The 14,549-nt window shown below is 68.2% G+C and carries 10 protein-coding genes; 7 read left to right on the forward strand and 3 right to left on the reverse strand.

Translation table 11 applies throughout. The features are described 5' to 3' along the window. Positions 1 to 44: 44 nt before the first annotated feature. The 4 genes from VD972_RS39565 to VD972_RS39580 all read left to right on the forward strand — a co-directional run bounded on the left by VD972_RS39565 (position 45) and on the right by VD972_RS39580 (position 5,555). Positions 45 to 1,019, forward strand: a complete 975-nt coding sequence (locus VD972_RS39565) for a HAMP domain-containing sensor histidine kinase (protein ID WP_324994174.1) — start codon at positions 45 to 47, stop codon at positions 1,017 to 1,019. Positions 1,020 to 1,028: 9 nt separating this feature from the next. Beyond that, a complete protein-coding gene (locus VD972_RS39570) occupies positions 1,029 to 2,471 on the forward strand; it encodes a sigma-54 dependent transcriptional regulator (RefSeq protein ID WP_324994176.1) in 1,443 nt (480 codons plus the stop codon). Positions 2,472 to 2,759: 288 nt separating this feature from the next. Next, positions 2,760 to 3,506 carry a Crp/Fnr family transcriptional regulator MrpC gene (mrpC, locus tag VD972_RS39575; protein WP_324994177.1) on the forward strand — a complete coding sequence of 249 codons (747 nt, stop codon included), beginning with the start codon at positions 2,760 to 2,762 and terminating at the stop codon, positions 3,504 to 3,506. A 192-nt stretch (positions 3,507 to 3,698) separates the two neighbouring features. Further along, a complete protein-coding gene (locus VD972_RS39580) occupies positions 3,699 to 5,555 on the forward strand; it encodes a MutS-related protein (RefSeq protein WP_324994179.1) in 1,857 nt (618 codons plus the stop codon). 17 nt (positions 5,556 to 5,572) lie between these two features. Here VD972_RS39580 and VD972_RS39585 read toward each other — a convergent pair whose 3' ends face one another. Further along, entirely contained in the window at positions 5,573 to 6,646 is a 1,074-nt protein-coding gene (locus VD972_RS39585) for an NAD(P)H-dependent flavin oxidoreductase (protein ID WP_324994181.1), read from the reverse strand. A 140-nt stretch (positions 6,647 to 6,786) separates the two neighbouring features. Here VD972_RS39585 and VD972_RS39590 point away from each other — a divergent pair, with 140 nt between their 5' ends. The 3 genes from VD972_RS39590 (at position 6,787) to VD972_RS39600 (ending at position 12,784) form a co-directional block, all read left to right on the forward strand. Further along, positions 6,787 to 9,528: a fused MFS/spermidine synthase gene (locus VD972_RS39590; RefSeq protein ID WP_324994183.1), complete on the forward strand. Its 2,742-nt coding sequence runs from the start codon at positions 6,787 to 6,789 to the stop codon at positions 9,526 to 9,528. Next, on the forward strand, positions 9,525 to 11,771 hold the full coding sequence (locus VD972_RS39595) for a fused MFS/spermidine synthase (protein WP_324994185.1): 2,247 nt from the start codon (positions 9,525 to 9,527) through the stop codon (positions 11,769 to 11,771). The genes VD972_RS39590 and VD972_RS39595 overlap by 4 nt, the downstream gene beginning before the upstream one ends. A 182-nt stretch (positions 11,772 to 11,953) precedes the next feature. Beyond that, the gene (locus VD972_RS39600) at positions 11,954 to 12,784 is read left to right on the forward strand and encodes a Uma2 family endonuclease (RefSeq protein ID WP_414654200.1); all 831 of its coding nucleotides are present in this window, start codon (positions 11,954 to 11,956) and stop codon (positions 12,782 to 12,784) included. A gap of 56 nt (positions 12,785 to 12,840) precedes the next feature. Here the strand turns inward: VD972_RS39600 and VD972_RS39605 are convergent, their stop codons facing one another. Both VD972_RS39605 and VD972_RS39610 read right to left on the reverse strand, forming a co-directional pair. Continuing rightward, positions 12,841 to 13,371, reverse strand: a complete 531-nt coding sequence (locus tag VD972_RS39605; protein WP_324994189.1) for a hypothetical protein — start codon at positions 13,369 to 13,371, stop codon at positions 12,841 to 12,843. Positions 13,372 to 13,609: 238 nt separating this feature from the next. Next, positions 13,610 to 14,549: thiolase family protein (locus VD972_RS39610; RefSeq protein ID WP_324994192.1), on the reverse strand; the 940-nt coding region annotated here is incomplete at its 5' end.

Below are 14,549 nucleotides of genomic sequence, written 5' to 3' on the forward strand. Positions count from 1 at the left end.
TGGGGACAGCGCGGAACCTTACTCGTTATGTTCCAACCCGACCAATGAACGCCCAGCTCCTCCAGACCGTCCAGCTTGTCTGGTCCCCAAGCCTGCGGGTGACCCGCGCCGAGGGGGACTGCTCCACCGTGCTCCACCGCTCCGTCTCGGAGCTGGCGGATGCGCCGCTGCACGTGGTGCTCGGCACCACCCCCGAGCGGGCCCGGGAGCTGGACGCCCGCGCCCGGGAGGACCGCCGCGCCGTGGAGTTCGTCTCCTCCCGGGTCGGCACGGACGAGCCCACCCCCCTGCGCCTGGTGCTGGGCCTGGAGGCAGGCGAGGCCACTGCCGCCATCCAGGACCTGGACGCCCTGCTGGACGGCGCCCCGCCCGTGCAGATCTCCCGCCTCTCCTCCTCCCTCAGCCATGAGATCCGCAACCCGCTCAGCTCCGTCAAGATGGCGGTGCAGACGCTGCAGCGGAACACGACCCTGTCGGACCGGGACAAGCGCCGGCTGACCATCGCCAACCGGGAGATCCGCACCATGGAGCGGATGCTCTGGCTGCTCTCCGAGTACGGGCGTGACAGCGTGCCCCACCTGGAGCAGCAGCCGCTGCGCAACATCCTCCAGGAGGCCCACGGCATGGTGGCGCCCGAGCTGGCCGAGCGCCGCATCGAGCTGAGCGTGGTGGAGGATCCGGAGCTGCCCCGGGTGTCGGTAGACACCGCGCGGCTGCGGCCCGTGCTCGCCCAGCTCCTGCTCAACATCGCCATGGGCCTGCCCGAGGACTCTCACGTCGACGTCCAGCTCCTCCAGGGCCCCGCGGGCCGGGCGCGCATGGTGCTCAAGGACCCTACCGCCGCCCTTCCTCCGGAGGAGCGTGGCACGCTCTTCGAGCCCTTCGGCTCCCGCCTGGCACGGGGGGCGGGCCTCTCCCTCGCGGCGCTCCGGCGTGTCATGCTCAACCAGGCAGGAGATATCACGGCCGAGGGAAGTGCCGAGCCCGGCATGGTGTTCACACTCACCTTCGCCGTGTGAGTGAGCCCCATGGAGACCCTTCTCATCATCGATGACGACGTGGGGCTCCTGGAGAACCTCCAGATGCACTTCGAGGAGATCCTCCAGGATGGCGCACCGCGCTATCACGTGGTGACGGCCACCAATGCCGCTGCGGGCCTCAGGGCCGCCCAGGAGTCCATGCCCAGCGTGGTCATCCTGGACATGATGCTGCCGGACCGCAGCGGCTTGGAGATCATCGACGAGCTGAAGACGCTGTGTGGCGACGCGCGCATCATCCTCGTCACCGCGCACCACGACATGGAGACGACGATCCGGGCCATGAAGGCCGGGGCATTCGACTACATCCACAAGCCCTTCCCAGAGCCGGCCGCGCTGGATCTGGTGGTGGACCGGGCGCTGGAGTACCGGCAGCTGTCTCGCCGCGCCGCCTCGGTGAACGTGGAGAACGCGGCGGCGCGCCTGGGCGACATCGTCGGAACCAGCCCGCTCATGCAGCAGCTGGTGAAGGAGATCGGCAAGGTCACCAGCAGCCACGCCACCGTGCTGATCAACGGTGAGAGCGGCACGGGCAAGGAGCTGTTTGCCCGCGTCATCCACAACTACTCGTACGACGAGCCCAAGCCCTTCATCGGCATCAACTGCTCGGCCATCGTGGACACGCTCCTGGAGAGCGAGCTGTTCGGCCACGAGAAGGGCTCCTTCACCGGCGCCACCAACACCAAGCAGGGCAAGTTCGAGGTGGCCGAGGACGGCACCGTCTTCCTGGATGAGATCGGCGACATGTCGCTGATGCTCCAGTCCAAGCTGCTGCGCGTGCTGCAGGAGCGCGAGTTCGAGCGCGTGGGTGGCGTCAAGAAGATCAAGCTGCGCGCCCGGGTCATCGCCGCCACGCACCGCCACCTGTCCGACGAGGTGGCGGCCGGACGCTTCCGCGAGGATCTCTACCAGCGCCTCAAGGTGATCACCCTCCAGATCCCTCCCCTGCGCGAGCGGCGCGAGGACATTCCCCCGCTGATCCACCACCTGCTGGAGCGCATCAACGAGAAGGTGCACAAGCGGGTGACGCGCGTGCCCCCAGAGGTGCTCGAGCACCTCACCCGTCTGCCCTGGCGGGGCAACGTGCGCGAGCTGGAGAACGTGCTCACCCGCGCCGTGGTGCTGGCCCCGGGCGAGGTGCTGCTCGGCGATGATCTGCCCGCTCTGGAGCCTGGAGCCCCTGAGCCGGGCCAGACCGGGCGCACGGCCACCCCCGTTCCCCTGCTCGCCGCCCCGCCCGTGGACGACGCCAGTCAGATTCCCACCCTGGAAGAGGCCGAGCGCATGCTGATCCAGCGCGCCATGGCCGTCACCAAGGGGCACAAGGGCAAGGTCTGCCAGATCCTCGGCATCAGCCGGCCCACCCTGGAGCGCAAGCTCCAGAAATACGGGCTCTCCCCGTCAGTCCCTTCGTTGCTGGGCGGACAGGGTTAGCGTCCCGTGTAGGTCCCGTCCCCTTCCGGACAGTGTCGTGCCCCCGACAGTGGGCTCGCCGAATTGAACGTTTTGTTCACGTTGATCAGACTGTTTGAACGTTCTGTTTCAGGTTTCGAACACAGCGCCGCCAGGAAATGGAAGCTGTATCGCTAAGTACCCGGCATTCCTCGGTTTGTTACCTCGGCGGCATTTCATTCCTGCGTGGCACATTCCTTGGAAAGGAGGTCCTGCGTTCGTTCTCGGGATTCAGCCCCGCCCCACCCACTGCTTGCAGGAGTGAACTCAATGCACGGCTTCAACCGCCCTCTCGGCCCCATCGGCTCCAACGTCGTCGCCCCCCTGCAGACCACCAGCTCCGGGATGATGGTGACGGCGAACAAGATCGTCCCCGGCCAGGAGGCGATCGACTTCAAGGGCTACTTCAAGGTCGAGTCCTTCCCGCACAACTCGGTCATCTACCGCTACGGCGACACGACGGACCGCGTGTACCTGCTGAAGTCGGGCCGCGTGCGGCTGATGCGGGTGGGCAAGAACGGCACCCGCTCGGTGGTGAGCATCCTGCGCCCTGGGGAGATCTTCGGCGAGGTGTTCCGTCCGGAGGGCACGTCCATCGAGGAGATGGCGATCGCGTCGGGTGAGGCGGAGGTGTGGTCCATCGAGGGCCGTGACTTCCGCGCGCAGCTCGAGGCGCGGCCGGCGCTGGCGCTGGACGTGGTGCGCGCCTACGCGGAGCGCGTGCGTGCGCTGCGCAAGCGCGTGCTGGGCCTGACGTTCAAGGAAGTCCCCGCGCGGCTGGCGGACACGCTGCTGACGCTGGTGGAGGCGCACGGCGAGCGCTGCCCGCACGGCGGCGAGACCGACCTGCGCGGCATTACGCAGCAGGATCTGGCGGACCTGGTGGGCGCTTCCCGCTCCTTCGTGTCCACGCTCATCAACGAGATGAAGCGCGAGGGCGTGCTGGGCAACGTGGGCCGCATCCTCTGCGTGCGCGACCAGAAGGCGCTGCGGAAGATCGCTGGCAAGGAGAAGTAGACCCCTCCTCTCCCGAGACTGAACGAACAAACGGGCTCGGCCGCGAAGCGGTCGGGCCCGTTGTCGTTGCGGGCTCCTGTCGTTGCGGGCTCCTGTCGTTGCGGGCTCCTTGAGTGGGCTCGTGCAGACGATTCCCCCACGAAGCCTCGGGCGCCGTTATCCTCCCGGCCCCTGCCACCTCCACCGGGAACCATGACCTCCTCCGCCGAGACCACCCCGCTCCGCACCTATACCGAGCGCCGCGCCACCGCCCAGGCGAAGCTGGTAGAGCTGGATCGGGTCAGCGCGCGCTACGCGAACCTGAGGGGGCTCACCTTCCTGGCGGCGGCGGGACTGGCGGGCCTCATCGCCTTCGGGCGCCTGCCGAAGCCCTACTGGTGGGCGGTAGCGGGCGCAGGGGTCCTCTACATCACGCTCGCCGTGCTGCACCACTACGTGTTCCGACGCGAGGCACGGGCGCGGCTGTACGACTTGTTGAACGAGCGCGGGCTGGCCCGGCTGAGCGGGGCGTGGCGTGAGTTCACCGAGCGGGGCGAGCGCTTCCTGTCTCCGGCCCACCTCTACACTCCGGACCTGGACGTCTTTGGCCAGGCCAGCCTCTTCCAGCTGCTGAACGAGACAGCGACACGCTCAGGCGAGGAGCGGCTCGCGTCCTGGCTGTCCGGCCCTGCTCCTGCCGAGGAGGTGGTGGCGAGGCAGGGTGCTGCGCGCGAGCTGGCCCCGCTCGTCGACTTCCGGCAGGACGTGTGCGTCGAGGCCCGGAGCGTGTCCCGCGAGAAGGCGGATCCCGGCCTCTTCATCCATTGGGCGGAGGCGGGCCCCTCGCTCGACGCCATCCGCTGGTCACGGCCGGTGGCTGTGATCCTGCCGCTCGTCACGCTGGCGCTCTACGTGCTCGCCCAGTTCGAACTCGTGCCGCGCTGGCTGTGGTGGGTGGGCCTCTTCGTGCAGCTCGGGGTGGCGGTGATCACGCGCCGGGCACTCCGACTGATGGAGGAGGCCATGTCCGCTGGGGAGCACGGCTTCGTGCGCTACGCACCCATCTTCGAGCGCATCGAGCGCCAGGAGGTGCGCCACCCGCTGCTCCAGCGGCTCCAGTCCGGGCTGCAGCGCGCGGGAGAGCCCCCGGTCTCGACGCACTTCCACCGCTTCAGCCGGCTCTACTCCTTCGTCGAGTTCAAGCGGCACCAGTTCCACCCAGTGGTGCACCTGTTCACGCTCTGGGACATCCACGCCCTCTTCGCGCTGGAGAGCTGGCGGGCCCGGCATGGGAGGGAGGTGCGCCGCTGGTTCGAGGCGCTCGCGGAGCTGGAGGCGCTCTCGTGCCTGGCGGGCTTCGCGCACGATCGGCCGGGTTTCGTCTGGCCCACGCTGGTGCCCGAGGGGCCGCGGGTGGAGGCGAAGGAGCTGGGTCACCCGCTGCTGGACGAACCTGTCCCCAATGACGTGTCCCTGCCCGGACCGAGGCACGCGCTGCTCATCACCGGCTCCAACATGTCCGGGAAGACGACGCTGATGCGAGCGCTGGGCGCCAACGTGGTGCTGGCGCTGGCGGGGGCGCCCGTCCACGCTCGGGAGTTCACCCTGTCACCGCTCGAGGTGCTCACGAGCATGCGCGTGAAGGACTCGCTGGAGCGCGGCGTGTCCTACTTCTACGCGGAGGTGCAGCGCATCAAGGCCGTGCTGGACGCGGCCCAGGCGGCGCAGGGCAAGTGTCTCTTCCTGCTCGACGAGATCCTCCTGGGCACCAACACGCGCGAGCGCCAGATCGCCTCACGCGAGGTGCTGCGGCTATTGCTGGGGACGGGCGCCTGCGGGGCGGTGACGACGCATGATCTGTCCCTGGCGGTGCTGGCGGACGAGCCGGGCGCGCACGTGGTGAACGTCCATTTCCGCGATCACCTCGAGCACGAGAAGATGGTGTTCGACTACAAGCTGCGCCCAGGCGTGGTGGACACCACCAACGCCCTCCGGGTGCTGCGGATGGCGGGGGTCCCCGTCTCGGATGCGGAGCAGCCACCGGCAACACCGACGACGGCCAGGGCCTGAAGGAGTCCCAGGTCCTTTCAGTCCCATGCCGAGCGGATGATCGTTTCGGACTCGACGAGCAGGGCCCGCACGAGCTCCGAGGCGGACAGCTCACGAGAGAGGCCAGCGCCCTGGCCTGCCCAGAGCGCCATGAGCCGGGTGTCTCCCTGACGCGCCGCGGCCCCTCTCAGGGCGATCGTGGCGTAGTGCTGCGCCGGAAACGGGAGCACGGCCTCGCTGCCTTCGAGCGCTGTAATGAACTCGTTGGCGATCATGCGGCCGGGGCGCCCCGTGAACGCTCGCGTGATCCGTGTCGCATCGTCGCGAGCCGTGCGCAGTGAGGCCTTGTGGGCGGCAGCAGTCCCCGCCTCTCGACACGTCATGAAGGCGGTGCCCAGCTGCACACCGCTCGCGCCGAGCATGCGCGCGGCCGCGACACCCCGGCCATCCATGATGCCTCCGCTCGCGATGACCGGGAGCTGCACCGCATCGACGATCTGGGGGACGAGCGCCATCGTCCCGACCATCCCCGCCTCGAAGGGTCCGGCGAACGAGCCCCGGTGGCCTCCCGCCTCCGAGCCCTGAGCAACGATGAGGTCCACCCCCGCCGCCTCGAGCTGCCGCGCCTCTCGGACGGTCGTGGCCGTGCCCGCGAGCAGGACTCCACGTGACCTGAATGACTCGAGCACGTGGGCCGGTGGAATGCCGAACGTGAAGCTGAAGACGGCTGGAGCACTCGCGAGCACGGCCTCGACCTGCCCAAGGAAGTCAGGGAGGCGGGTCTCCGCCGCCTGGGGCGAGGGCAACCCGAGCTGGTGGTGATAACGCGCCAGGATCGCCAGCATGGGCGCCGGGTTGGTGCTCGCTGGCGCGGGAAGAGGCGAGAACAGGTTGATGGCAAACGGCCCCTGAGTGAGGGCCCGCACCGCTTGCGCCTGCCGGGCGATGTCCTCGGGCGGCAGATAGGACGCACCGATAGACCCCAGCCCCCCGGCATTCGACACCGCCGCGACCAGCTCCGGCGTGGTGATGCCTCCTCCCATGGGCGCCTGGATGATGGGGTGCTCCACTCCGAGCTTCGCCGCGAGCCGGCGCCACGCACTTGAACCCATGACAGCTCACCTCCCGCTTTCCGCACGGAGAACGGTGCGCCCGACGGTGTGTCCGCGGAAGCGAATTGTTTTGATGCCCCCCTATCCAGCAGCCAACCGGGCAATGAGGCCGGCTCCTGTGGCATCCTCACGTCACCTACATGGCCACCCCCGTCCCCACCGCACAACATTGGGTGCTGCGTCTGTTCTTCGTCTCGGGACTCTCGGGGATCCTCTTCGAGGTCCTCTGGGTGCGGATCTTCACGTACCTGCTCGGGGGCACCACCCACAGCGTCACCGCCGTCATCACGGCGTTCATGCTTGGGCTCGGGCTGGGCTCGTACCTCCTCGGCAGGGTCGCGGACCGTCACGCCCGGCCGCTGCGCGTCTATGGGCTGCTGGAGCTGGGCGTCGCCTTCAGCGGACTCGTCGCGTTCTACGCCTTCCATCACATCGAGTCGCTCTACTCAGCCCTGTATGCCTGGGCGCCGCAGGCGACGATCAAGTGGCTCGTCTTCCTCATCGCCTTCGTCTTCGTCTCCCTCTCCGCGACCCTCATTGGTGGCACCCTGCCCGTGCTCGCCCGGTACGTGGTGGATCGAGACGAGGGGCTGAAGGCCGCGCTGGGCCGGCTCTACTCCATCAACACCCTGGGCGCGGCCGCCGGCTCCGTCCTCATGATCGGGCTGGTGTGGGTGCTGGGGTACGAGGCCGGCTACCACTTGGCGCTCGCGCTCAATGCCGCCACGGGCGCGGCGGCGCTGCTCCTGTCCCGCCGCGAGAGCTCCGTGCCGCGCTCCGAGGCCCCGGCTGCGTCTCCCTCCCCCTCCCCTAACGAGCCCCGGGAGACACTGGACGGCCGCATCCTCCTGCCCGCCTTTGCGGTCTCCGGCTTCTGCGCGCTCGCCTACGAGGTCCTCTGGTTCCGCCTGCTCGACTTCCTGCTGCTGGGCCGGCTGACCACCTTCGCCTGTGTCCTCTCCGTGTACCTGCTGGGCATCAGCCTGGGCAGCGTCGCGTTCAGCCGCTGGAGCCCCAAGGGCCTGAGCGATCTCAAGCTGTTCGTGGCCTTCGAGGCGCTGCTGGGGCTGATCGGGCTCGTCAGCCTGCCGCTGCTGTCCCTGATCAGCGGGTGGGGCTCACGGCCGCTCACCATTGGCGCTGGCTTTCTTCTCCTCTTCGCCATGACCCTGCTGCTGGGGGGACTGTTCCCTCTGGCTGGCAAGCTGTACGCCGGGCCGCTGCGCTTGCTCGGGAGGACGGTGGGGAACCTCTACTCGGCCAACACCGTGGGCTCGGTGCTGGGCTCGTTCCTGGCGGGCTTCGTCCTCATCCCCACCATCGGCACCTCGGCCGCGCTCCTGCTCGTCGCGGTGCTCAACCTCCTCATCGCCGCGAGCGTGGCGGGCCTCTCGCTCCGGCCTCTGAACACGCGGTGGGTAGGCACGGGCGTGGCGCTCGCGGCGGTGGGGCTGGTGGGCTGGTTCAGCGCGGACTGGCTCACGCGCTACTACGAGCACGTCAGCCTCCGCCCGGGGTTCCGGGTGATCGCCCAGCGGGAGAGCAGCCTGCAGCCCGTGCTGGTGGCCGAGAACGCGCAGGGAGATCGGATCCTCCTGGGAGGCCCCTTCCAGTCCGGCGAGACGGTGCCCGCGCGGCGGCAGACCCAGAAGCTCCAGGCCCACCTGCCCATGCTCGTCCACCCCAACCCGCAGCGGGTGCTGGAGATCGGCTACGGCGTGGGCGAGCTCGCGCGCACCCTGCTGCTGTACCAGCCGGAGCTGCTGCACCTCGTCGAGCTCGACGATCACATGATCCCGATGGCCGAGGAGCACTTCGGGGCGCTCAACGAGCACGCGAGCCGCAAGCCCAACGTGCGCGTGGACGTGATGGACGGGCGGCACTTCCTGAAGATGAGCGAGGAGCAGTTCGACGTCATCATGTCGGACTCGATGATCCTCGCCAGCGAGGGCAGCCTCCGGCTCTACACGGCGGAGCACTTCCGGGAGGCGCGGCGGCACCTGCGGCCCGGGGGTGTAGCGCTCGCGTGGCTGCCGCTCAATGCGGGCGTCAGCAAGGCCATGGTCATCCTGAAGACCTTCCAGGAGGTCTTCCCCCAGAGCCTGCTGTGGCTGCCGCTGGGGCTGAACACCCAGGAGGCCTTCCTCATTGGCTTCCGCGACGAGGCGCAGATCGACTGGAAGGCCTGGCGCGAGAAGTACGAGCGGGTGGCCAGCGAGGATCTGCGCGCCTTCGGCTGGGACGCTCCGGGGCTCTTCTTCGCCAGCTTCCGCGCCGGGCCGGAGCAGCTGAGCCAGATCGCCGCGCGCGTCCCCCTGATCAACCGGGACATGAACCCGGTGCTGGACTTCCTGCCACAGGAGACGCCCGCCGAGATCGACGCGGCCGTCCGCCAGCTCATCGCGTACCCGCCGGGAGCTGTCTTCGCGCACGTGCGAGAGGGCCCCGAGCCAGATCCGGCGCTCGAGGCTCTCCGAACAGAGGTCCAGCGCGTCCACGAGGCGGACCAGCTCTTCTTCCAGGGAGTCGAGGCCCTGGAGCGGTTCGGCGCCCGTCCTCCGGCGGAGGTGCTGGCGAACGCCGACAGCCTCACGGCGGGTTTCCGCCAGGCGCTCGAGGTGTACCCGCGCCACCACGCCGCCGCCGTGTGGATGGCGCAGGTGCTGGGGCTGGCGGCAAAGGTGCAGCCTCCGCTGGAGCCCGATAAGGTCCGAGGGCTCCTGGAGGAAGCCTTGCGCTACAGCCCATCGGATCTCGCCGTGGCCGAGGCGCTCGCGCGCCTGGCGCTCCAGCGAGGTGACAAGGACGAGGCACACAAGTACATCCAGCGGGTTCGCGCGCTCGCTCCCTACTCCCGGCTCGCTGCCACCGAGATGCCATGACCGACTCTCCCGCCACGCTCAGCCGCGCTCGCTTCCGTTTCCTGTGTGGGCTCCTGTTCTGCACGGGGATGACGTCGCTCATCTTCCAGATCATCTGGCTGCGAGGCTTCAGCATCATCCTCGGGAGCACCATCTACTCGATGGCTTCCGTCATCACCGTGTTCATGCTCGGGCTGGCGCTGGGCAGCCTCGCCATGTCCCGGCTGCTGAAGAAGGGCGGCTGGCTGGCGGAGCGTCCGCTGGCGGCCTACGGCACGGTGGAGCTGCTGGTGGGGCTCAGCGCGCTGGTCATCACCTGGACGCTCTTTACCCACCAGGACTTCTATCTCTCCCTGTCCGGCTCGCCGACGGCGCCGCTGCTGTCACGGCTGGCCGCGCAGCTCTCCGTGTGCCTGGCGCTGATTGGCGTTCCCACCGTGCTCATGGGCATGACGCTGCCGCTGCTGAGCCAGCTCGTCGTGGATCGCCGGCAGGTGTCGGCCCTCTATGGCGTCAACACCATCGGCGCCGCGACGGGGTGCATCATCGCGAGCTTCGTCCTCATCTATTATTTCGGGTGCATCCGAGCCGGAGCGATCACCGCCGCGATCAACGCCTTCATCTTCGCGGTGGCCCTGGTGAGCAACCGCTTCTTCCCGCCGGCCAGGGAGGCCGCCGTGGAGGAGCCGCCGGCAGCCGCCAGCACTCCCGAGGGGCGGATGCTGAGCCGCCCGCTGATGCTGACGCTCGCGGTCTTCTCTGGGTTCGTGGTGCTGTCCTGCGAGATCACCTGGACGCGGTTCCTGTCGCTGTGCTTCGGCAACCGCATCTACGTGACGAGCATCGCGCTGGCCATCATCCTGCTCTTCATGGGCCAGGCGGCGCGCATGAGCAGCGCCATGTTGCGCGGGACGACTCCGCTGTGGCGCATCCTCCTGTACGCGTGCTCGCTGACGTTGATCTCCTTCGCCGCCGCGCTCTTGCTGGAGCGGTCGGCCTTCCAGCCGACGGAGCCGGGCCTCGTGGTCCTCTTCATCCTGTTGATGGTGGTGTTCCCGGCGACGGCGCTCGGGTTGATCTTCCCGCTGACGCTCGCGGCCCGGCCCCCGGGCGTGACGAACGGGGCGAGCTGGGTGGGGCTGGTGTACGGGATGAACACGCTGGCCAGCCTGGTGGGCTCACTGGCCAGCGGGTACGTGCTCATCAACCTGATCGGCTCGAATGGCCTCATCGCCTTCAACTCGGTGCTGTTGCTGGTGGCTCTGGGGGCGCTGGCGTACGCCTTCCGCTCGCACTTCAAGCTCTCGGACCACGTGCTGGGAGGGGTGGCGGTCGTGGGCTTCCTGGCGATCATCGCGCCGCGCAGCCTCGATGTGCCCCCGGTGGTGGACGCCGATCGCGCGATCGTCCGGACCGAGGACGCGCATGGCATCTTCAGCGTGGTGCGGATGGACGAGGGCAGGCTCCGGGTGCTCAACAACCGGACGGACCTCGTCTACTTGTATGGGGAACCGAGCACGCAGTACGTGCAGGAGTCCCAGGCGTTCCTGCCGATCCTCTATGCGCCGAAGCTGGAGAAGGTGCTGAACATCGGCTCGGGGTACGGCATCACGGCGGGGGCCTTCTCGCGGGTGGCGGAGGTGGGGAGCATCGAGGCGGTGGAGATCGTCCCGGCGCTGGTCGAGCACGCGAAGCTGTTCAGCCCAGGCAACCGCGACTACTTCTCCAACCCCCGGGTGCGGATCCACATCACGGACGGGCGCCACTTCCTGGCGACGGCGAAGGAGCGCTACGACGTCATCTCGATCAATGTCTCGGATCCGTACCTGCCGGGCTCGTCGAGCCTCTTCAGCCACGAGTTCTACGAGCTGACGCGCTCCCGGCTAGCGCCTGGTGGAGTGATGGCGCAGCACATCTTCGGGCCGGACATGGCGACGCTGTACCACGGCATCCGCGAGGTGTTCCCCCACGTGAAGGCCATCCCGTCATACGGGAACGGACTGACGGTGATCGCCTCCATGGAGCCACTGCAGCCACACCAGCGGCAGCTGTTCCAGCAGCGCTACGACGAGGGCCGCGCGCTGCTGGGGAGCATCGGCATCCAGGATGGGCTGCCGGGCTTCGAGAAGCTGATCGCGCTGGGAGATGAGACCCTGAAGGAGCTGTCCTCTCGGGCGCCGGCGTTCCGCAACAGCGATGACATGCCGACGCTGGAGTTCCGCCGCCTGCCAGGCCAGCTGGGGCTCTTCTACTCGAACAACTGAAGCGGGCCGCCGGGCAGGCGGCCTCCCGATCATTCGGCTCCTGACGCCATCTCCTCCACACAGGGGGCACTCGGAGGTTGACGGCGGGGAGGGCGCACCGCAGGCTTTCCTCCATGGCACGGCAGGACACGAGCAATGCCACAGGTTTTCCCCAGGCGCCCTCTCAGCAGGAGTGGGATGCCATGAGTCCCGCGGAGCGGGAACGGGTGCTGGCAGCTCTGCCCGGCGAGGTGACGGACGCGGAGATGTCTCCGCCGGAGGGGGACAGGCACTTCCGGGCCAAGGTGCGAGCGCTGGATGCGCTCCGCGGCTACTTCACTCGTCAGCGGAGACGCGTGTACCTGGCGGCAGAGCTGCCGGTCTACTACCCGGCGGAGAGACGCTTCGCGCCGGATCTGCTCGCAGTGCTGGATGTCGAGACCCACGAGCGGGACAGGTGGGTGGTGAGCGCGGAGGGCAAGGGGCTGAACTTCGTGCTCGAAGTCCATGTGGGGGGAGACAGGAAGAAGGACGCCGAACAGAACGTGGAGCGGTATGCGCGGCTCGGAATCCCCGAGTACTTCATCTATGACCGGGGCCGGCAACGGCTGCTGGGGTGGAGATTGCCCGCGCCCGATGCCAAGGTCTATGCCCCCATCCTGCCCCAGCACGGACGTTATGCCTCAGAGCATCTCGGACTGGAGCTCCAGGTGGAAGACGGACGCCTGCGCTTCTGGGCGGGCCACGCTCCACTGCTGGAGTCCGAGGAGTTCATCACCCGCCTGGAGGAGTTGATGGCCGGGCTGCAGCAACGGGCGGACGAAGAGGCTCGGCGCGCTCAAGAGGAAGCTCAGCGCGCCCAAGAGGAAGCTCGGCGCGCTCAAGAGGAAGCTCAGCGCGCACGGGAAGCAGAGCAGCGCCAGTACGAGCTGGAGCTCCGGCTGGCAGAGGAGACGCGGCGCCGCGAGGAGGCAGAGCGCCGCCTGGCCGAGCTGCAGACCGAGCTGGGACGTCGCGAGAAGTCCCGGAGCTAATAGGACCCACCTCTCCCTGCTCGCCGCCGACGACCCACTGAAACATTCCCTCGTGGCTACTGCGGGATCCATTGCGAGCGCTTCTGCTCGAAGTCGCTCTGGGTCGTCGCCGTCACTTCGTGCTTCAGGGTGAACTGGAGCGCGTCTCCGTTCTTGAACTTCATGTCCACGCTCACCTGGTCCTCGCTAATGGTGCTCGTGCTCTCGAGCTTCAGGCCGTTCGGCAGCGCTCCATAGGCCGTCCACTCACTCCACTTCCACGGGTCGCCCTGGAGCTCGCCCGTGAACCCCGTGGCAGTGTCCTGAAAAGTCGCGCCCGTCACAGCGAACGTCAAGGTGTTCTCTTGGACGCCCTGCTGGGCGTCCTTGGTGAGCACGTGCTCGATGATCTGGCTGTTGGGACCATCGAACACCCGGCGCAGCAGCGTCTCGCCCATCCCCATCACCTGCCCGTCCGGAGAGCGCGTCGTGTTGGTGCCGTTGTAGTAGTAGGTCTTCGTCTCCTGGGCCGGATCCCCACCGCATCCCAAGGCCGCTACGCATCCGACAACCCAGGCTGTCACTGTCACCAGCTGCCGTATCCGCATCGACGTTCCCTCCTGAAACGAACGACTCTTCCTAAAGAAGGGAGCGTCCGTGCCAGAAGAGTACCGATTGCCTCCGGTCGTAGAAAGCACCCTCCCCGAAGTCCCCGGGAGGAACGAATGAAGCGTGCGCTGCTCGTCATTGACATCCAGAAGCTCCTCTCTCTGCGCGGATAGAGAAACGGCCCCTCCCTGCAGCAGGGAGAGGCCGAGCCCAGGAGAGCAGCACTCGCCAGCGGCGTTACTTCGCCAGCTCCACGAGCGCCGCAGCACCCATGCCGCCACCGATGCACATGGTGACGACGCCGTAGCGGCCGTTACGCCGCTTCAGCTCGTACAGGATGGTGCCCACCATGCGCGCACCGGACACGCCCAGCGGGTGGCCCAGCGCGATGGCGCCGCCGTTCGGGTTCGCCTTGTCCAGCGGGATGCCCAGCTCGCGGATGCAGTGCAGCGCCTGGGCCGCGAATGCCTCGTTCAGCTCGAAGACGTCGATGTCCTCGACCTTCAGCTTGTTCTTCGCCAGCAGCTTCTTCACCGCCGGAATGGGCCCGATGCCCATGATCTCCGGCGGCACGCCCGCCACCTGGAAGTCGATGAAGTAGCCCAGCGGCTTCACGCCGAGCGCCTTCGCCTTCTCCTCGCTCATCACCACCGTCGCCGCCGCGCCGTCCGTCAGCGGCGACGCGTTGCCCGCCGTCACCACGCCCTTCGCGTTGAAGGCCGGCTTCAGCTTCGTCAGGCCCTCCAGCGTCGTGTCCGGCCGCAGGATCGTGTCGAACGTCACCGTCACCTGCTTCGCCTTGCCGTCCTCGTCGTACACCGTCGTGGTGACGGGGAGGATCTCCTCTTTGAACTTCCCCTGCTCACGGGCCGTGGCCGCCCGGCGCTGGGACTCGTAGGCGAACTTGTCCGCGTCCTCACGCGACACGCTGTACCGGCTGGCGATGTTCTCCGCCGTCGCGCCCATGGAGGTGTAGACCTCCGGGTGCTTCGCCATGATCTCCGGGTTGGCGCTCACCTTGTTGCCGCCCATGGGCACCATCGTCATGGACTCGGTGCCGCCAGCGACCGCCACCTGGATCATCCCCGCCTGGATCGCCTGCGCCGCCTGGGCAATGGACTGCGTGCCCGACGAGCAGAAGCGGTTGATCGTCATCGCCGGCACGCTGTCCGGCAGG

Source organism: Hyalangium sp., from assembly GCF_035629615.1.
In the GTDB taxonomy this organism is placed as follows: Bacteria; Myxococcota; Myxococcia; order Myxococcales; family Myxococcaceae; genus Hyalangium.

Bases quoted from the DNA above. Each gene is read 5' to 3' on its own strand.
- VD972_RS39585 (WP_324994181.1), bottom strand. From the start codon at position 6,646: ATGGGTTCAAGTGCGTGGCGCCGGCTCGCGGCGAAGCTCGGAGTGGAG.
- VD972_RS39590 (WP_324994183.1), top strand. From the start codon at position 6,787: ATGGCCACCCCCGTCCCCACCGCACAACATTGGGTGCTGCGTCTGTTC.
- mrpC (WP_324994177.1), top strand. From the start codon at position 2,760: ATGCACGGCTTCAACCGCCCTCTCGGCCCCATCGGCTCCAACGTCGTC.
- VD972_RS39600 (WP_414654200.1), top strand. From the start codon at position 11,954: ATGAGTCCCGCGGAGCGGGAACGGGTGCTGGCAGCTCTGCCCGGCGAG.
- VD972_RS39595 (WP_324994185.1), top strand. From the start codon at position 9,525: ATGACCGACTCTCCCGCCACGCTCAGCCGCGCTCGCTTCCGTTTCCTG.
- VD972_RS39570 (WP_324994176.1), top strand. From the start codon at position 1,029: ATGGAGACCCTTCTCATCATCGATGACGACGTGGGGCTCCTGGAGAAC.
- VD972_RS39565 (WP_324994174.1), top strand. From the start codon at position 45: ATGAACGCCCAGCTCCTCCAGACCGTCCAGCTTGTCTGGTCCCCAAGC.
- VD972_RS39605 (WP_324994189.1), bottom strand. From the start codon at position 13,371: ATGCGGATACGGCAGCTGGTGACAGTGACAGCCTGGGTTGTCGGATGC.
- VD972_RS39580 (WP_324994179.1), top strand. From the start codon at position 3,699: ATGACCTCCTCCGCCGAGACCACCCCGCTCCGCACCTATACCGAGCGC.